General features: G+C 56.9%; 19 protein-coding genes. 12 read left to right on the top strand and 7 right to left on the bottom strand.

Translation table 11 applies throughout. The annotated features are described in order from the left end of the window. The first annotated feature begins 137 nt into the window (after window positions 1-137). Window positions 138-506, top strand: a complete 369-nt coding sequence (locus tag P1M51_RS01255) for a hypothetical protein (protein WP_276274780.1) — start codon at window positions 138-140, stop codon at window positions 504-506. Window positions 507-741: 235 nt separating this feature from the next. Beyond that, entirely contained in the window at window positions 742-954 is a 213-nt protein-coding gene (locus P1M51_RS20075; protein ID WP_369685310.1) for a DUF3368 domain-containing protein, read from the top strand. A gap of 5 nt (window positions 955-959) precedes the next feature. Here the strand turns inward: P1M51_RS20075 and P1M51_RS01250 are convergent, their stop codons facing one another. Then, entirely contained in the window at window positions 960-1442 is a 483-nt protein-coding gene (locus P1M51_RS01250) for a pyridoxamine 5'-phosphate oxidase family protein (protein ID WP_276274779.1), read from the bottom strand. A gap of 215 nt (window positions 1443-1657) precedes the next feature. Here P1M51_RS01250 and P1M51_RS01245 point away from each other — a divergent pair, with 215 nt between their 5' ends. The 4 genes from P1M51_RS01245 (at window position 1658) to P1M51_RS01230 (ending at window position 6891) form a co-directional block, all read left to right on the top strand. Next, the gene (locus tag P1M51_RS01245) at window positions 1658-3067 is read left to right on the top strand and encodes a sugar transferase (RefSeq protein WP_276274778.1); all 1410 of its coding nucleotides are present in this window, start codon (window positions 1658-1660) and stop codon (window positions 3065-3067) included. A gap of 78 nt (window positions 3068-3145) precedes the next feature. After that, the gene (locus P1M51_RS01240) at window positions 3146-4123 is read left to right on the top strand and encodes a hypothetical protein (RefSeq protein WP_276246369.1); all 978 of its coding nucleotides are present in this window, start codon (window positions 3146-3148) and stop codon (window positions 4121-4123) included. Window positions 4124-4275: 152 nt separating this feature from the next. Further along, a complete protein-coding gene (locus tag P1M51_RS01235) occupies window positions 4276-5736 on the top strand; it encodes a lipopolysaccharide biosynthesis protein (protein WP_276246368.1) in 1461 nt (486 codons plus the stop codon). Beyond that, complete coding sequence (locus P1M51_RS01230) at window positions 5737-6891, top strand: glycosyltransferase (RefSeq protein WP_276246367.1); 1155 nt, start codon at window positions 5737-5739, stop codon at window positions 6889-6891. Here P1M51_RS01230 and P1M51_RS01225 read toward each other — a convergent pair. The 3 genes from P1M51_RS01225 to P1M51_RS01215 all read right to left on the bottom strand — a co-directional run bounded on the left by P1M51_RS01225 (window position 6861) and on the right by P1M51_RS01215 (window position 10350). Beyond that, window positions 6861-8522 (bottom strand): O-antigen ligase, encoded by a 1662-nt coding sequence (locus P1M51_RS01225; RefSeq protein WP_276274777.1) that lies wholly within the window; start codon window positions 8520-8522, stop codon window positions 6861-6863. The two genes, P1M51_RS01230 and P1M51_RS01225, sit on opposite strands and share 31 nt — an antisense overlap. 135 nt (window positions 8523-8657) lie before the next feature. Continuing rightward, entirely contained in the window at window positions 8658-9479 is an 822-nt protein-coding gene (locus P1M51_RS01220; protein ID WP_276246365.1) for an FkbM family methyltransferase, read from the bottom strand. Between the two features lie 64 nt (window positions 9480-9543). Continuing rightward, window positions 9544-10350 carry a glycosyltransferase gene (locus P1M51_RS01215; RefSeq protein WP_276246364.1) on the bottom strand — a complete coding sequence of 269 codons (807 nt, stop codon included), beginning with the start codon at window positions 10348-10350 and terminating at the stop codon, window positions 9544-9546. Window positions 10351-11165: 815 nt separating this feature from the next. Between P1M51_RS01215 and P1M51_RS01210 the strand changes: the two genes are divergently transcribed. The 4 genes from P1M51_RS01210 (at window position 11166) to P1M51_RS01195 (ending at window position 15001) form a co-directional block, all read left to right on the top strand. Next, the gene (locus tag P1M51_RS01210) at window positions 11166-11435 is read left to right on the top strand and encodes a hypothetical protein (RefSeq protein WP_276274776.1); all 270 of its coding nucleotides are present in this window, start codon (window positions 11166-11168) and stop codon (window positions 11433-11435) included. A gap of 646 nt (window positions 11436-12081) precedes the next feature. Next, entirely contained in the window at window positions 12082-12603 is a 522-nt protein-coding gene (locus tag P1M51_RS01205; RefSeq protein WP_276246362.1) for an ArsR family transcriptional regulator, read from the top strand. Between the two features lie 632 nt (window positions 12604-13235). Then, complete coding sequence (locus tag P1M51_RS01200; protein ID WP_276274775.1) at window positions 13236-13403, top strand: hypothetical protein; 168 nt, start codon at window positions 13236-13238, stop codon at window positions 13401-13403. A 1421-nt stretch (window positions 13404-14824) separates the two neighbouring features. Then, the gene (locus P1M51_RS01195) at window positions 14825-15001 is read left to right on the top strand and encodes a hypothetical protein (protein WP_276274774.1); all 177 of its coding nucleotides are present in this window, start codon (window positions 14825-14827) and stop codon (window positions 14999-15001) included. Between the two features lie 44 nt (window positions 15002-15045). On the opposite strand, the gene P1M51_RS01190 is transcribed toward P1M51_RS01195, so the two are convergent. Further along, complete coding sequence (locus P1M51_RS01190; RefSeq protein WP_276246359.1) at window positions 15046-15417, bottom strand: hypothetical protein; 372 nt, start codon at window positions 15415-15417, stop codon at window positions 15046-15048. 280 nt (window positions 15418-15697) lie between these two features. On the opposite strand from P1M51_RS01190, the gene P1M51_RS01185 reads away from it, so the two are divergent. After that, the gene (locus P1M51_RS01185; RefSeq protein WP_276274773.1) at window positions 15698-16147 is read left to right on the top strand and encodes a universal stress protein; all 450 of its coding nucleotides are present in this window, start codon (window positions 15698-15700) and stop codon (window positions 16145-16147) included. A gap of 18 nt (window positions 16148-16165) precedes the next feature. On the opposite strand, the gene P1M51_RS01180 is transcribed toward P1M51_RS01185, so the two are convergent. After that, the gene (locus P1M51_RS01180) at window positions 16166-16996 is read right to left on the bottom strand and encodes a ZIP family metal transporter (protein WP_276274772.1); all 831 of its coding nucleotides are present in this window, start codon (window positions 16994-16996) and stop codon (window positions 16166-16168) included. Between the two features lie 184 nt (window positions 16997-17180). Between P1M51_RS01180 and P1M51_RS01175 the strand changes: the two genes are divergently transcribed. Then, window positions 17181-17861, top strand: a complete 681-nt coding sequence (locus P1M51_RS01175) for a YqjF family protein (RefSeq protein WP_276248454.1) — start codon at window positions 17181-17183, stop codon at window positions 17859-17861. Window positions 17862-17873: 12 nt separating this feature from the next. Here the strand turns inward: P1M51_RS01175 and P1M51_RS01170 are convergent, their stop codons facing one another. Beyond that, a complete protein-coding gene (locus P1M51_RS01170; protein ID WP_276274771.1) occupies window positions 17874-18827 on the bottom strand; it encodes a DUF4352 domain-containing protein in 954 nt (317 codons plus the stop codon). Window positions 18828-18888: the final 61 nt, after the last annotated feature.

Below are 18888 nucleotides of genomic sequence, written 5' to 3'. Positions count from 1 at the left end.
ACGTTTCCACGTACGGCCGTGGGCGTTTTCTTGGTATCGTTGTGAACGCCTCCCAGCTACCGCGGTCGTGGCGTTATTCGTCGACCGCGATGCAGCACGTCCGCAACGTTATCCCCCGAGCGGTCATTTGTTGAACGATGGCAGATACCAAAGAGGGGCGTGAGAAGCAGGCCGACAACCAGGAGCGACGACAGCGCGAGCGAGACCTCGCAGAGGCACAGGCTCGCAGGGACGAATCAGAACCGCCCGACGTCGTCCGCGAAGAGTACACGGAAGCCAACGGCGACGTGTTCGAGTATTCGGATTCGCCTCGCGAGTGCCACCGCCGTGGATGCACTGAACGCGCCACGTTTCTCGTCCTCGAACGCTACTTAGAAGAGACCGGACACGGGCCAGTCGAAGCCGTTGCGTATCTCTGCGAAGCTCACACCGACGAGGAGAGCCCAACGAACCTCGATGCCGCCTACGATGACTACGTCTTCCGCGTCACCCGCCTCCCGAATTGAGACGCCGCCGAGAGACCCACCGATGTTCCAACCCGAGTGCAGCATAGCGATTCAGCCGCGCCGAACGGTTACCAAGATGCTCGACGTGTCGAACAATGTATCGAATCGGGCATTTTTGAGGCTTCTTCGGCTACTCAAACACCGTTTATCGAACGATTACAACAGAATTCGAATTTACGTGCCGCCGACACCGCCGTCCTCGACATAGCCGAGTCGGAAAAACGGTATCGCGGTAATGGACGAACGGTATGGGAGAGACGTCGCAGAGACAGAAGGTATGCAAACACGAGGAACAGCGTATCTCCTCGTAGTATTGGTGAAGCGAGGACGACTTTACCCCGAAAAAGCACGACTAATCTTCGATTCGATGATCGATACGGGGTGGTACTGTGCTCGACCACTCTACGTGAAATTCCGCAATACTCTCGAAGCGAGTAGTTCGGAGTGACCCCCTCAGTCGGTAGACGTGGGTTCTTCAAACCCAGCCGGGAGCCCGAGGTGCTCGACGCCCGTCCACTCCGTGATGTCGAACCGGTAGAGCGCCGTCTCCGCCGTGGCGAGCGCTTGCTTGAACAGGTCGGGACGGCGCTGGCTGGCTGTCTTCGCGTCCAATGCGGCGCGTTCTGTTTCGGGAACCGCGTCGATGGTCCCCGTGAGCAACACGCTGCGCCAGTTGAACAGCGCCTCCGCACGGTAGACGAGGAAGCGGGCGGCTGCTGCCTCGTCGCTCAACAACGCCTTACGGCTCGAGTCCCCGAGGATGTACAGGAAGTAGAGCCCGTGGTCTCCGTCGTACCAGAACGACAACGGTCGCATGCTCGGCGCGCCGTCGGTCGGCAACGCAAGCACGCCCACGTGCTGGCTCGACAGGAATCCGCGAATCTCGTCGTCGGTCATCTGCGCCATGCCCGCGTCTGTGAGTTCGTCGATTGTCATCGAGTAAACAGACGCTGAGAGGGTGGATAGAGGGGTTCGCTGAGTCTCACTTGGTGAGACCGAGCGACGGAGACAGTTCGTCAAGGACGGTCTGGCGGCTGCAGGCAGGAAGTCATCCTACGCTGGATGGCGTTTTGTCACCGCAATCATCTGTCCATCTGGCGGTTAGGTCACATACACAGAATTTATGCTGGTTCCGTGCAGTTATTTTCTCAATGGTCTCTGGGTGGGCGTATCGCATCGCGAGCGTCGTGGGGACGTCGCTGCTGACCGTGTTAGCCGTACAAGTGGCCAACCATCCACTCGCCCAGCGCGGGCTGACGATGCTCCCCGTGGTAGAGCGCCTGCCAGCGACGACGTTGACGGGCGGCGCGCTCGCGTTGGCAGTGCTCACGACGACCGCCGTCGTGCTCGGCGCGATGTTTCCCCTGTTCAAGCCCCAGCCACGGCGTATTCTCGACGTGATTGCGACGACCCACAAGCGCGTCCTGATCGCTGGGCTGGCGCTCGCGGCGATTGGCTACTTTGACTACACCTATCGGCTGCCGCGGACGACGCTACTGTTGGTGGTCGGTTTGCTGTTCGGGCTGCTCCCCGCATGGTTCGTCGGGATACGGAAATCTCCGGATGTCGGAGAGCAGGCAATTCTGGTGGGAGACGACCTGCACGGCATGATGGAGATGTTCGAGGAGACGGAGCTCCCAGTGTTGGGATACGTCGCGCCGCCGATGCCCGACCGCGGGATTGATCATGCACGAAAGCAGTCGGGGATACCGGGCGGGGCGATGGCAGACGGTGGTATGAGCTTTGAGGAACTACCGTGTCTCGGAGGATTGTCTCGGTTGGAGAGTATTCTCGTCGAGTACGACGTGGATACTGTCTTGTTGGCGTTTTCGAGTACGGACAGAGCTGAGTTCTTTGGGACGCTTGAAACGTGCCATGCGACGGGTGTGAACGCAAAGATTCACGAACGCCACGCAGACGGCGTGCTGACCAAAGGATCGAACCACGAAACGATTCGAGCGGTGGATATCGAGCCCTGGGACTGGCAGGACTACATGGTCAAACGGGCGTTTGACGTGGTGTTTTCGCTGGTTGGATTGGTGGTGTTAGCGCCAGTGATGGTATTGCTTGCTCTCGCAGTGAAACTGGATAGTAAGGGGCCAATTTTCTACAGTCAAGAGCGGACTGCAGAGCGCGGGGAGACATTTCAAGTGTATAAGTTCCGGACAATGCTCCCGGAAAGTGAGGATTCAACGCCCATCAGTGATGCTGAAAATACGCGAATTACACGAATTGGTCGAATACTTCGTATCACGCATCTTGATGAGATTCCACAACTCTGGTCGATACTGAAGGGAGATATGAGCGTGATCGGACCACGAGCTGTCTGGACAAACGAGGAGTTGCACTTGGAGGATGGGATGGGAGCGTGGCGTAAGCGATGGTTTGTGAAGCCGGGGTTGACTGGGCTCGCTCAAATAAATGGGGTTTCGAGTACGTCACCAAGGGCTAAGCTAAGGTATGATATGGAATATATTCAAAAGCAGTCGTTTTGGTTCGATATGAAAATTGTCGTCCGTCAGTTCTGGGTTGTCATCGAGTCAATTGTGGACGCGAAATAATCAGCCCACGGTTCTGTACGTGACACGTCGATTGCTGAACACAAACACTAAACGGCTTTTCAAAGAATATCCGCAATAATGGTCGACATCCGGTATTGGGGAGCGCAATTCGCGAGCGAGGTTCGTCGACGCGGCAAAGTGGGAGGCACGACGACGTTCGGTCGGCAGTTCTGGGCGGGTCTGCTACCGAAATTCGAGCGATTCGGCCCACAGGGACGGTCGATATATACTGAGGACTGGGACGTTCTTTTGATTCTCGACGCCTGTCGCGTGGACTTGATGGACGAGGTCAAAGCCGACTACGACTTCCTTCCCAGTTGCATTCCCTCGTTCCCATCGCTTGCTGGCTACTCGAAAGAATGGTTGGTGCGCAACTTCACGGGTGAACAACTTTCCCAACATCGTGACGACATCGAATCGACAGCGTATATCACGGGTAATCCGTTCACGGACACCGTGTTCAGCGACGACCATCCCTTCATAACGCTCGATGAGGTTTGGAAATACGGCTGGGACGACACCGAAGGAACGATTCACCCGGAAATCATTTCTGACCGGGCGATTCAGACTTGGCGGGAAAGCGACACAGAACGCATGATCGTCCACTACATGCAGCCTCACATCCCGTTCGTCGGCGAGATTCGCGGTGACTGGCACGAAGGATTCGACCCAAACGCTGGCTCCTGGGGAACCGAAGAGCAACCGAAGGATCTCTGGGAACGCTATCGCGATGGCGACCTAGACGCATCGAAGGCGGAGTTGTGGGCCGCCTACAAGAGCAACCTCAAATACGTACTGAATCACTTAGAGGACGTTCTCCTCTCGAACATAGACGCAGAGACTGTCGTCATCTCCGCAGACCATGGCAACGCATTCGGGGAAGGTGGTTACTACGGCCACGGCAACGTCCCGCTCAAGTCGGTCAAGCACGTCCCTTGGATTCGAACCGCAGCCGAAGATAAAGATACGTATACTCCTACAGAATACGACAGCACCCAGCAGGTGAACCACGAAGCCGTCACCAACCGCCTCCGTGCGCTTGGCTATCACGAGTAGCTACACAAAACCCGATTGGTCCAGAAGTCACGACTGAAAGCGGTACTAAGATGTTGGTGGATAGTCGAGAAGTATATTCGACCGTCCAGTGTGAGGTGCCCTAAAGTGATCGTATGAGTATCGGAGTTAACATAAACATGGTGAGAGACTAAGTGAATCGAAGAATCGACAACCTCACGACCCAGTTCTTCCAAGATTTCGGCCACTACGCCGTTGGCGCTATCCTCCCAGCGATGGTTGGCACCGCCGCTATCGTCGTGTTGACGCGGGCGTTCTCACCCGACCTATACGGACAGTACGCCCTTGCGATGGTGTTCGTGATGGTTGCCTCAACCATCGCCGCAGGCTGGATCGGCCAGTCTATCCTCCGTCTTGAACCCGAACTTGAGACGGCCCCATTGATAGCGAACGCACTCGTTTCACTTGCTAGTGTAATCGGTGTGGCACTCATGGTCGGCATCTTGGTGTATCTCGCCCGACCGTTCGATGATGAGACATTCCGCTGGCTATTCGCCGGTGGCTTGATGCTCGTCATCGCCCAGTCGCTTTTCAGCGTCACGAAATCGCTCCTGCAGGCACGCCTTGACTCCAAGCGCGCGGCACTCCTCAAGATGTGCAACTCGGGGAGCCACTTGTTGCTCGGCCTCCCACTCGCAATCCTCGTCTTTGACCACCCCGTCGGGTGGATGGTTGGCGCGGCGATTGGAACGGTCGTGAGCGTTTCGCTCATCTGGAATTGGGGGCTCGAACGCCCCCGTTTCGCCGTCCAACGCACCGTCCTGAAGCGGATGGTTACCTTTGGATTCCCGATGATTGGCTGGTTGCTGGGATTTACGCTGCTATCGTTCATCGACCGTGTCCTCCTCCAGTTTCTAATGAACAGCCGCGCCGTTGGACTGTACGCTTCGAACTACGAACTCGCGAACAAGGCACTCCCACTCGCGCTCGCACCGGTCATCCAGGCATCACACTCCATCATCATGAACACGTGGGAAGGTAACAACCCTTCCTCGGTCCAATCGGCCGTGAGTGAGATGACGCGCTATCTCCTCATCGTCGGCGTTCCAGTGACCGCCCTTGTAGCCGTTTCGAGTCGCGCACTAAGTGGAATCTTGCTCGATAAAGCCTACTTCGAGGGCCACACCATCATTCCGATCATCGCCATCAGCGTGTTTCTCTTCCACCTCGCGATGCTCGCCCACAAGGGTCTCGAGGTCAAAGAAAAGACGGGGACTATGTTCTTTGGTGTGTTGGTTGCCACGCTATTGAACGTCGGTCTCAACTTCCTTGCGATTCCCCGATACGGCTTTGAGGGGGCTGCGGGTGCGACGCTAGTCAGTTTCGGCTTCTACTTAATGTTCGCGACCGCCGTGACCGAGCGGCACATCCCGTGGCGACCGCCAATCGACACGATTCGAAACGTGTGCGTGGGGACAGCAATACTTAGTGGAGTCGCCATCTTCGTGTATCACGTGATTGGTTATTCACTCGTCGGGTTACTCACCGCGGGAGTCCTCGCGGGCACGGCCTACCTGCTCTCGCTATTCGCTATCGGAGAATTCTCTCACCAAGAGCGGAAAACGCTTAAAGCGACACTGGAGTACTTCGGATAGATGGCGAACATCGCGATTTACCATCCAATCATCAGAACTGGTGGCGGCGAAGCCGTTTGCATGAACGTCATAGAAGCCCTCCAGGACAACCACGACCTCACACTCTACACCCTCTCGGACGTCGACGTCGACTTCCTTAACCAGTACTTCAACACCACAGTTCGAATCCCACTCGCAATCACTGATGGTGGGCTCGCTGGCACAGCCCTCAAGAAATCATACCAGTTCTGGGACGCTATCACAGAAAGCGGTCTCGGGCGATTGCACGCCAGCATCTTCGGAGCCACCTTACGTGATGAGTTCGCCGAATACGACCTTGTCGTGAGTACCTTCGGCGAGTTCAACTTCGGGACTTGCTCGCTCCAGTACATTCACTACCCGATGTTCAACCGACGGGCCATCCCCGACGACATCGAATCGCGCGGTTTCTTTCGCCGGGTCTACGACGACATCTCCGACATCGTGAGTGGCCACTACCGACACACGCCCGAGAACGCGACGCTGCTTGCGAACTCAGAGTGGACGGCGAATCTAACAGAGATCGTCCACGGAATCAAACCAACCCCCGTTTACCCGCCTGTGGATACGACCGGTTTCGACCCTCACCCGTGGGACGAGCGCGAGGCTGGCTTCGTTGCAATCGGGCGCATCGACGCAAGCAAGCGCATCAAGGTCATCATCGAAATCGTCGCGCGGCTCAACGAGATGGGTCACGACGTCCCCCTCCACATCCTCGGCCCACCTGAAGACGAGGAATACTACGAACAAATACGCGAGCGCGTCGCGGAAACTAACTGTGTGATTCTCGAAGGCTCCGTCAGTCGCGAGCAACTCATTGAGTTCGTCTGCACCTACCGGTATGGCATCCATGGGATGCGAAACGAGCACTTCGGCATCGCAGTCGCCGAATTCGTCGCAGGCGGGGCAATCCCGTTCGTCCATGATAGCGGTGGCCAACGAGAGATTGTTGGACAAGAGGAATTGCTTCGTTACACCTCAGTGTCCGACGCAGTCAACAAGATAGACCGCGTTCTCAGCAATGACAAAGAACAAGCGCGACTCAGGAAGGATCTCACCAACGTCGAAGATGCGTTCGGTAAGGAACGCTTCAAACAGACGGTAGATCAGCTCGTTGAAACCGAGCTTGAGGGCTGAACTCGCAGGTATTCTCCAACTAATCCGCCTGCGAGCAGCCAGAACGGGATGAAGCCGACGACTGAATACAACTGGAAGATGTCCCAAAAGGCGAAACCGAGCGACCCGAGCAGGCCTCCCATCACACCTGCGACCAGCAGGCGGTCAGTGGCTGGGTCACGCAACAGTCTAAGTCCATACAGCATGACGAGGCCAATAGTGAGCGTGTAGAAGGCGAAGCCAATGAAGCCAGTCTCGACCAGAACGGTGATATAGATATTGTGAATCGGGTAGGGGAGATCCGCCCCTGGTCGCGATGGGACTCCATATTCGTTCGCCATCAAGACGTAGTTCATGCCGCCAATTCCGAACAACGGATATTGAAAGAACAGGTCGAAACCCACGAGATACTGCTGGACGCGAACCCCGAGGTTCGAAAGATCGAAGAACGGAATCGACATCGAAGATAGTTGCTCTAACAGCACGTCGAGGCGAGTCGTCTCGCCACCCACCCCACCATTGCTCGGGTTCCCTTTTACGGGGTTCTCAACCTTGGTGTGTGATGATTGGCTCGTCGCAGACGAGGGATATACCAGCAGTGGGATGCTCGCGAGTATCGCTCCCACCCACCCGAATACTGGCTTCACCAGGTGTTTGGACGCAGGCGCTCGGGCATGCTGTTTGATGACGTCGAAATACGCCCACGCGACGAACAGTGTGAAGCCGACGACGGCGACCATCAGCCCGCCACGTCCAGCGTCTGTGGTGGTGGCGCGAACCAGCCCGAACGCGACTAAGACGAAAACTCCGAGGCTCAGCCGGAAGCCGAACGTCCGGTAGGCCAGCGCAATGAACATCGGAACCATGAGGACGATGAGGTTCGCAAGATGGAACGACATGCCAGTGAAGCCGCTCACGAACGTGCCGAAGCCAACCTCGCCGACGAGCGGGACGGTTGCGGTAGCGATGATGGCATCAGCCCCCTCGCCAAGGCGGGTGAGACCGAACGTGCCCTGATTTAGTAGTTGGGCGATGGCGACACCGACGTGGGCCATTACGCTCCCGACAAAGATGATTAATAGAGTTCGAAACGGTAGCTGTCCATCGCGGACGACCCACGAGAACGTAACCAGCGTCGCGACACCGAACGAGAGGTAGAGCGCGAACGAAAGCGCGATAGCGGTGTTCGGACCCGCACCCAGCAGCGCACTCATTAGGCTCCAAACTGTGAACGCGCCAAACGTGAGCGTGGGAGCGACGAGCATGGATCGCGAAGTGCCCTTCCAGAGGATGAGGCACGTGAGGAGAGCGAGTGGCACTTGCACGAGGACGACGTCACCGACAACGTTCCCCGGATAGAGCGCCGCTGGTCGCGTCAATGGTACTTCTGCGTTGAACATAGAGAGGATGACGACGGCGACAGCACTCCCAACCACGAGTTCACCCTTGTACCACACCACCACCGTGTAGCTCGCACCGACGAGACCTGTGAGAAGTAACAGTGGATACGGCACCGCCAGTGCTGTTTGCAAGCCAATCCCGATGGCCGGGACAAACACCGTAAGCGCAACGAGGAGTGAGAGCGCAAGTCGAAGCGGGTCAACCGACCCATCGGTGCGCCGGAGAGAGGACAGCATCTCCGAGATGAACATATGTTGATTTATATTACCGCAGTCAGATACCTTACTTTATTGGTTTCGTCGGACTCTTTCGTTAACAAAGAGGCTGGAATTCAGATTGATTCGCGAGGAAGCGGGTCGAGTGGAGTCCGCGTGGTTTGAGTGTGACTACTTACAGTTCAAGACGACGTCACTCACTGCCTTCGTGTTAGCATCTCGTATTGTGAGTTCGCGGTTCGTCGCCGGGTCGTACATCCCATATCCCAGGTCGAACAGTGGAGCAAGTGTCGTCTTGGCATCTACGTGCCAGTCGTCCGGATTCCACTCAATGACTATGAGCGGTCGATGAGCTTCGATGACGGCGATCCCCCCTCGAAGCACTTGGTCTTCGGCTCCTTCGACATCCACCTTGAGTACGTCCACGGCATCAACCACGCTGTCAAGTGGTTTCGTCTCAACTGTAATCTGACTCACCGTATCTGAGTCCTGTTGTTTCTGCTCAACGATGGAGTGGCCACCCGTGTTGCCACGTTTCACTGCTAGGTGTTGCTCACCGATGTCTGTGGCAATGGCGAGCCGATCTGCAGTGATGTGGTCGTACTCGTTCAGCGTGATGTTGCGAGAAAGTAGGCTGAAATTACGCGGCATCGGTTCGAACGACCGAACCCACCCCCCGGTTCCGACCAGTTTACCGAACAGAAGCGAGAAGTAACCGATATGTGCCCCGACGTCAACAACGGTCATCCCGGGTTCGATGACCGACTTGAAATACTCGGTCAGGGTAGGCTGGAAGTCACCATCTCTCCATAGGCGGCGTGACACACTCGTGTCCTCGGGATCGACGTACATCTGATAGCCGTGAACCGTATCGATGACGGTTGTCTCATCGACCAGTACCCGATAGCGCGCCTTGTCAACCACCTGGGTGAACGGCATCCGCTGAAGGAGCGATCGATGTTTCGTGATGACGTCATCGAGGTGGCTCAACATACAAATTGATTGGCCAACCTTCGTTTACTACTTTCGGGTTGAATAACAGGAAGCCGCGTCCTGACTAGCGAGCGAATCGAGCGTAAATCGCTCCGCGCACGCTCGCGGGGAAGAGCCGAGGAGGGACTCTGAGGGACAGGTGCTTGAGCGTGTCTCGACGCTTGGCGATGCCTAATTCGCGAAGCTGGCGAGCCATCCGCACCTCCGAGAGCGCATAGTCAAGTCCGCCGCGACGGCCGCTGAGGTCACTCACCTGTGCGCGCACGAGTGCCTGATCGAGATTCCAGAAGTGAAGCCCCGCCGCGAGACACCGTGCCCAGATGTCCCAGTCTTCCATCATCGGAAAGTCACGATATCCACCCGCCCCCAAGACGGCCTCCCGGTCGAACATCACGGTGGGATGGTTGAGCGGACACCGCCAGGGCATCCACTCCGCGACCCCCTCATGGGTAAGCGGAACCGTTCGAGTTCGCATTGGGTGGTTAGGGTCAGTTTCGAACTCCGCTAGGTGTGACCCGACGACGTCCACGTCGGTGGTCGAAAGTACCTCCAGTTGGACTTCGAAGCGCGTCGGCTGACAAATATCGTCCGCATCCATCCTAGCAACGATCGGTTCTGAACACACCTTGAGGCCAGCTTGGAGTACCCCTCCAAGCCCAGGAGCATTGGGAAAATGTTCGTGACGGACTGGATTGTTGGCATCGACCACTTCCTTAATGCTCGCCTCGAGGGGACGAGGAAGCGACTGGTTGGTGACGAGTAATATCTCCGCAGGCTCGATAGTTTGCTCCTGAATGCTCTTGAAGGCTCGTGAGAAATCTGAAGAGGCAGTGTCAGCGGCGACAGGGAGCAACACGGAGAGAGCAGCCATTGGTTCTGCTTCTCACTTACTGATGAGACGCATTAAGGGTTGGAGTTACGATGAGAGAATTCGAACCCCCTTTATAATAATTATTAAATAAATCCTCGTAGGAAGTTAGAGAGTTTCCTCACTTCTTCAGGAAGTTTGTGCTGATAGAAGCCACCTTTGAAGAAGTTCTCGAATCCAGGTTTCTCAACACAGACATGGTCAGCTACGGACATATCTAACGAGACACCCCATACAAGGTTCTTCACTCGTTTAGAAGATTGAAGTGAACCAAAATGGCCGCCTGTGACCCTGCAGAGGCAATTTGGGTCGTGATGGCCCAAGCCGGAGGCCACACCGTCCTCGACGTCTTGAACAACCCCTCCTGACGGCAAAACCTGCATACAAGAGACGCATGTGGAATCTAAATCGTCGAATCAGTTCCGGTTAGAGACACATAGGTTGGCGCAGGTGTATTCTGTTTCGTGGTTACGCGAGAAGGTGAAAAGTAGATGAAATAACCAAATTGTGAGTGTCAGAAGCACTACCGGTGCTAAGAGCCAGATTTAATTGGTCCTGCTTCGGGACGAGTTTACTGACGAAAGAACGTATCGCGAAGCCAATCGCCCGAGGTTCTTAGTGAGTTTCTATTGCAATCCGACGCTGCCACGATCGGATGGGATTTTCCGCGAGGTACTGAGTTGCAAGAGGCAAGGGCACTCATTGAAGATGTCAATACTTGCTTTTGCACGATTCTGGCAACCAATAGATGGTGAGGGACGTCCAATCATGGGGAATAACTATTTGTGCCATGGTCACATCCGCCAGCATGTACCGCTATGAAACCGTGCCACAGTTGTCAGTCGGTCATCGACGAGTACTACTTGGACAAACAACTCGAACCCCTCCGTGACCTCACCGTAGACGATTTCAACATCTGTGCGGACTGTGTGGTCATCGTGGCTGATGCGTGCGTAGCGTGCGGCGGTGGAGTGTACGTTCCCCGAGCCGAAGCGACCGTCCCCGACTACTGTCCGGCGTGTCGAGCAGAGCTCATCGCCGACACCGGCCACGACCCTGGCTGGCATTGCGATGCCGTGTCACTCTGACTGACACACCGTTTTTTGAAAAATAGACTGACGGCAAAATTCGAGTTACTGCGACGTCGGCAATTCGTGCCTGTCAGTTCGGCGGAGCCCGTCTCTGATTGCCTCTTCGACTGAGTGGTGGCTGTTCCCAGCTACGTACCTCGGCAGTCCGGGCTGTATCGACGTCGAAGCGCGCAACGAGCGTCTTGGTTCGGGGGTTTCGAGCAAGCGACGAGACAGTTTTTGCCTAAGAGGGCCTCAGCGTGCTGTTGAACGAGGTTTGCAATCTCAGCAACTGAGGAGGGTTCGGTCCCAATGAGCTCGACCGTTGAGACTCCCGTCTCGTTGGCTTTGAGTATCTCTAGGAGTCACTCCGCACGCAGAATAGACGCTCGCGCCAGTCTGTCACGTGTACAAAATTTCGAGCCTGCGTCCCCGGCGTGTGCACTGTCACAGCCGCTCCAGCAAGCGCCTTCTCGACGAAGATTCGTTTTCAAGAACAGCGTAGTCAGCCTACCAGCCGTCAGTGGATTCGATCCAATCGAGAGCGGACGCAGTCCAGGTAACGGAGCGCACCGGTATTGTCAGAACCTCCACCTCAGCACAAGGGTGTGCAAATAATTGAATCTCCGATAGGATTATTACAGCTTGCCAGCAAGTAATGCGTATGACTGGCGACGCGCCCGGAGCAACCGCGTGGAAAAAGCATACCAGCGCGTTCGACCGTGTCCGCTCGGTAGCCGTTACACTCGACCAACCTCGCACTGCGGACTGGATAGCAGACCAAGCGCTCGTCGCCGGGAATACTGCTCGCGGTCACCTCGCACGGCTCGTCGAGATGAACGCCCTCCAATCCATTTCGAGGGGGCAGGCAACGGTGTATCGGCCTGATCCACTCTACACGCGAATGCGAGTGCTCAGGGACTTGCTTGATGGGCGTGACCGCGATGACCTGGTTGCATTACGTGCTGATCTGCAGGAACAAGTAGAGACGTGGCGTGAGCAGTATGGTGTCTCGTCGTCGAGTGAGCTATGGGAGCAGGCCGCACAGACGGGCTCGGCTGCGGAAACTCGAGCGTATCGGGAAGTTGCGAGTGATTGGGAGCTTGTTTGCTACCGTCTCAGTCTGGTTGAGGATGCTATCGAACACTACTCGGAATACTCCGGGCCAGCACCTGCACCTGCGTAGTTGTGTTCGACTCTGATAGCGGGTATAATGCTGGCGAAGCGTCGCATGCGGTGTTACTTGAGTTACGGCGAACCGCGGAGCGACATCCTGGCGTAAATGAGGCACAAGGGTACCCACCCGGGCTGTTTACTCGGGTGCGAGCTGACTGTACCCCGACAGTGTTTGGTGGATCAACGAGCACGGGGACAGTAACGATTCGGTGGTTTGCGGGCGAAACTCGTGAAGCTCGACCGGAATTTGCGATACATTATAGCGACGAATCTGGGTTTGACTGCGGATGGCACCATGAGCCGAATCCACATGTCGATAGCTGGGCACACTACCAGGAGCGGGAGTCGCCAAGTGAGGAGTACACGTACGAGGGAATATCGTTCGGGAGCATCCAGCCTGTGCGAGTGCTGTGGGAGAGTCTGGAACGCCTTGAGGAGGTTCTTCGATGTCGGAGCGAGTGAGTGCTCGACGAACTGACGTGGTCTGCCAAGTCGTGATGAGGCGGGTCGCGTTCCACTGATACAGGGGCTACGTGACATCCTCCCCGCCGTAAACGGCGGGATTCTCTCACTGTTTAAAGATAAGTCATACTCTCGCGGATAAACTCTTATCCTTCCCGTTTCCCTCTATGAGGAGAACACATGGGTTTCTTCAAACGGGTCGGACGGACGGTAGAGGAGTTCAAGCAAACCGCCACGCAGGCAGCCGAGGAGGACGCAGACTACGAATGTCGGGCGTGTGGCGCGCGATTCCACACCGATCACGACCAGTGCCCGGAGTGTGGGGCACAACAAGTCGAAACGAGGTAGCGGACACCCGTCTCGACTGCTTCGAGGCCTTCGAAGTCGGGGTCACCCGAAGAGAGGTCGCCCCATTACGAACGAGGACATCGCATTCAGTGAGCGAGAATTCGAAGGCTTCGTACTGGGCGCGTTTCAGTGACCGATTCGTGTACTATAGTCGGTCGAGGAGATGTGTCGACATTGGGATTCAGTGGAATCGGTGGGTGGCCCCACATCCCTTTGGGGCCAATAAACGCCCAAATAGTAAAATCACGATTTAGATAATCAATAGAATTATTCTCACGAGAGGAGAAGCGGTGATGATAGAATACCCTCGGTCGTAAACGGGGGCGCAGAACTCGACCTACTCGCCTCACGAATCGAGCGAGACACCGCAGACCTTCTCGTTGTGTATGACAGACGGTGACCCGACTGCGTCGACATCGACGCCGCGGGCGATATTCTGATTGTGGGCGAAACAGACCGCATCGACCACGATTACCGAACCGTCATTCCTGAAGATCGATGCAAAATGGCTGCCTGTGCCCCCGCAGAAGCAATCTGAGTCGTGCTGGTCCAATCCGAGGGACACCGTCCTGGGCGTATTGAACAACCCTCCTGTCGGCAAAACCCGCATACAGAAGACGTGTGTGGAATATTCTCTACGAGACCGATTTAGAATCCACTCTGTCGACCTCATTACGATGGACACGACCACATAGCTCCGCGCCAACGTGGAGAAAGAACCTGACTCCTGAATCCAGGCCCATCTCGGGTTTGAGCAGCTCTATCGAACGATTTCGAATTTTGACTCCCACCCTTGACGCGGCGTGAAACACCCAACGCCCCACCAACACTAACCACACCTCTCTAGAATCAGAGACTGAATCTCCACAATCGGGTTGCTTCCCCGGAAGAACGCGTCTATTGTGTTTGTGAATCTGAGTGTGGAGGGGACAGGTGTGAGTTTCGCGAAGCGAATTGGAATCACAGATAGTGCGCTCTGTGCCGTCTATCCCCTGATAAGCAGGATTGCGCGAATCAGGGGTTCAGTGAGAACAGGTGGCCATCAGTGCCAGAAAACACCGCAAATCGAAAACCGCCAGACGCAAACCGATTGTGGAGTTTCTATAGCGGAAAAACACCCCGATTTCGGTCTGAAAGGCCGTGTTTCAGGTGGATTTCCACACTCAGATTTGTGGGTGTAACCCACCGCAAACACCGAAATACGCCAGTTTCAGAAATAAACTACTCTCAAAATGCTACGCAGTCCCCACTCTCCACACTCAGATTCGAATCTCCACAACCACGTCTCTTCCGGGGATTTCACCCGAGTGTGGAGATTCAACATCAACCTACGACCGATATTTTAGGCACATTTTATACCACTAGTACAAATTAATTATTTACCGGAAAACCTTATACACTCACTTCGAGCACGACCAGTCATGGCAGCCAGTGAAACGTGGACCGACCCATATGTATGCCCGTTCTGTAGAGCGCAACTCGCCTCGCCCGGCGAGGGATTCATCACCCACATCGACGAAACGCCGGACTGCGAGTCCGCCTTCGAGACGTGGCGCGACTGCATCAACGAGGACATCACGGGTGGGTGGGCCGGGTAGTCAGCGCCGTTGCCCACCAAAAAACGACCTTCGAGAACGACAGCTTATGCCTCGCCGACCGAGACGTTCTGCAGTTCGACGCCGACGTCGTCGATGGTGACGTCGATCGCGCAGATGCGGTAGGTCGTTCCGTCGACGGTCACGAGGAAGCCGTCGGTCGAGACGTGTGACTCCTGAATCGTGTAGGTTGCGTCGTCTACGGACTCACTCGGCAGGCCCGTGCCGCGGACGTGGGTATCGCGAATCGTGACGGTGAGATCTTGAATTACGATGTCGTGGCTGCCGAGTTCGACGACCGAAGCGTCTGTGGTGCTGTCTTCAGGGCTGTTCGACTGGGCGGCGACGCCCGTCGTCCCCGCGACGAGGACGCTCGCAACGACCAACATGCCGAACAGTGCGGCTTTGGATACATTCATTGTCCTGAGTCTCCGCAACAGGCCCTCTCTCGGCGGCTATAATAACCTTCGACGTTCGTTACCGACCGTTTCAGGAGGGTCTGCGCTCCCTGCGCACAGCGGCGTCTGACACTGCCGCCTGATGGTGATTTCAGCGCGATAAAGCCAGGATTGAACGCTGGCTGAATCGTTTTTAGGTAGGGAACATCACGCTTGACTGAAGAATCACCCGGCATCGACTCCCACCATCTGCGAACAATCCACAACAAGAATCATTACAGACCCGTCCATCGATTAACACATGGTACTACTGGTTCCCTTCGACGGGTCTGCGCTCGCAGAGACTGCGTTGCGCCGTGGCGCCCAGTTCGCCCGGGTACTCGACCGCGACCTCGTCGCGCTGGTCGTCCTCCCCGATGACGAGGCGTACGCCCAGGAACGCGGGTGGGCGAACGGTGACGGCTTCGATAAAGCACAGTTCGCAGAGACGCTCCGTGAGCGGGTCGAAGCCATCGCGCCAGAGGCGAAGTTCCGGGTCGAACACGCGAGTGACCCCGATGACGAACCCTACTCGTCGGTGACGATGAACATCGTCCGCACCGTCAGAAAGGTGGCCACAGAAGTCGACGCGGACATCATCTTCATCGGCAGCGAGAACGCAGGCCGGGTGTCACAGCCGCTTTCGAGCGTCGGCGCGCCAGTCTCCGCAGACCCCCGCTACGACGTGCACATCGTCAGGCACGCAGACTGACCGCGTCGCACAGAACGATTACGCAAGCGAGATGTCGAGGTAGAGCATCACGATGACGCCGACGATTACGCCAAGCGTCGCGATGCGCTCGTTTCCGCCCGTGTGCGTCTCGGGGATAATTTCGTCGCTGATGACGAACAGCATCGCGCCCGCGGCGAAGCCCATCGCGTAGGGGAGCAACTCGGCGACGGTCTGGACGGCGTACGCCCCGATGACGGCGAGTGGAATCTCGACCACTCCAGAGCGAACCCCCGCGAACGCCGCGTAGAATCGCCGGTCGAGGCCTGCGTTGATGGCCGCGACGGAGACGGCGAGGCCCTCGGGGATGTTCTGAATGCCGATGGCGAGCATCAGTGGAATGGCCGTGTCCACGTTCCCGCTCCCGAAGCCGACGCCGACGGCGAGGCCTTCTGGCATGTTGTGGAGCGTAATCGCGAGGATGAACAACACGACGCCCGTCAGTCGCTCGTCCGTGACGGGGAGTTTGTCCGAAGGGTGGGCCGCGTCCGGGCGCGACCGGCCCGAAAGCAGGTAGTGGGCGTGCGGGACGAGCACGTCTGCGCGATCTAAAAACAGCGCGCCGAGCGCGAGGCCGACGAGCACAGGGATGGGATTGCCTCCCGAGTACTGCTCGATACCGGGGAGAATAAGGCTCGTGAAACTCGCCGCGAGCATCACGCCCGCGGCGAACCCGAGTGCGGCGTCGAGCGCGCGCTCTGAGGGGTTGCGCCAGACGAGCACGAGCGACGCGCCAAAGAGATTGAGCGTGGCGATGACGAGGCCGCCGACGAGGCCGTGGACGACGGGATTCGACCCAAAAAGGCGGATAAATTCGTCAGCGAGCACCATGGCCACTCCTGGTCATACGGGAGCATTGTGAACCAGCGATTAAATCGTTGTGAAACAACCAACCGTCCCCACATTGTGACGGCACCTTCCCGTGCCACGAGCGCGCGCCAAGGGCTATCCCCTCGGCCGCTGTATCATTCGACAGATGACGGCCCTGCGCTCTCGCCTCCAGCTTCCTGTCTCGATGGGGTGGCGACACGTGCTGTTCGTAAACTGGCCGGTAGGGCCTGAACTCGTCGCGGCCCATCTCCCTGACTCGCTCTCAGTGGACACGTTCGACGGACAGGCGTGGCTCTCTGCGGTTCCGTTTACGAACGTCGCGGTGCGCCCGGCGGGCACGCCGCACTTCGCAGGATTTCGACTCCCAGAGCTCAATTTGCGCACCTACGTCACCCACGACGGGGAACCGGGCGTCTACTTTTTCAGCCTCGACGCACAGGGCGTCCTCGGCGTTGTCGGGGCGCGCCTGTTTCATCACCTCCCCTACTATTACGCCCGGATTTCCCTCTCAGCGAAAAACGACCGCGTCGAGTTTTCGAGTCGGCGCGTCCATCCGGGTGCGCGTCCGGTACGTTTCCACGCGACATACGGCCCGAGAGGCGAGCAGTTCCACGCTGTTCCGGGTTCACTTGAAGCATTCCTGACCGAACGCTATCGCTACTACACGGAAGCCATCGACGGAACGCTCCGGTATGCGGCGGTGAGTCACGAACGCTGGCCGCTCACGGAAGCGGCCGTCGAATGGAGTGCGAACAGTCTGTTTCGAGCGAACGGGTTTGCCTCCCCGACGAGCGACCCGGTGTATCTCTACAGTCCAGGCGTGGAGACGGTTGCCTCGGGAAGCAAGCACGCCGATGAATCGTAACGAGGAGCCGCGTCAGAGTGCCCAGAACGCTTTGGCGTAGTCGGCATCGAGGTTGTACCAGTCAAACATGAAATAACGCGCTTTGCTGTCGATTGAGATGTGAAAGGCGAGTTCACCCCGTTCGGTCTCGCCTACGTCGAGACTCCCCACTTCGAATCCATTGCTGAGCGACTCCCACGCCCAGAGGTCTGCGGTGTACACCAATCCCGTCTCACGTTTCAGTCGCATGTTCCAGAACGACGAGATGGGAATCGAGTCAGTTCGGTCGTTCGTGATTTCGAGGGTTGGAAGCACGAACTCGTGGCCCTCGGTTGCCGTGATACCGTCACCGAGTTCGGTTGCAGTACGAACCTCTGTGACAGTCACGCGCACGTCATTGTTGGACACCGGTTCGCCCAGGGGATGAACCGTCTCCAGGGACTGTTCGAGATCAGTGACGGATGCTACCGTTGATTCGAGGTCGATTGTAACATTTGAAAGCGCTACCTCCGAACGGTTGGTGAAATCGAGAGAGTAGGTGAGGCCCGCCGCGTCCATTGGAACCTCGTACACGACGTCGCCCCGAGAAACCTCACCCGGGAGAAGATCGTGATTTTTCGGGAGGGCGTTCGTCGTCGTCGAGTCGGTCAGATAGTACTCGTTGCCGTTACTGTCGGCGATGTATGGCTCTTTACTCGGGAGCCAGTGGACGACCTCGTCGTCCGTGTTCTTTGCGGCAAGCCGAATGACGACGAACGTGTTGCCACGGTCTGCCCGAGTGGAGTCGGTGAGTGCCTTCGTCTTCGTTACGGCTCTCACTACGAAACTGAACGAGGGCGTTTCGACGAGGTCGCCAACGGCGATTGTCAGTGGCGTCTCGGTTTCAGTCTTCTCGGCAGTCAGCTCAGCACCACCCACACACCCGGCAAACAGTGACGCTGCTCCGGTGCTCAGAAACTGTCTCCGAGTGAACTGGTGGAACGTCATAGCGACACCTACAACACTAGTTGATAAAATACTAGACACACACGGAGATTGATGTGTCGGA

It is taken from the genome of Haladaptatus sp. QDMS2, from assembly GCF_029338295.1.
In the GTDB taxonomy this organism is placed as follows: domain Archaea; phylum Halobacteriota; class Halobacteria; order Halobacteriales; family Halococcaceae; genus QDMS2.
The sequence above is the reverse complement of the archived record's forward strand: the minus strand, read 5'-3'. Positions and strand labels throughout refer to the sequence as shown.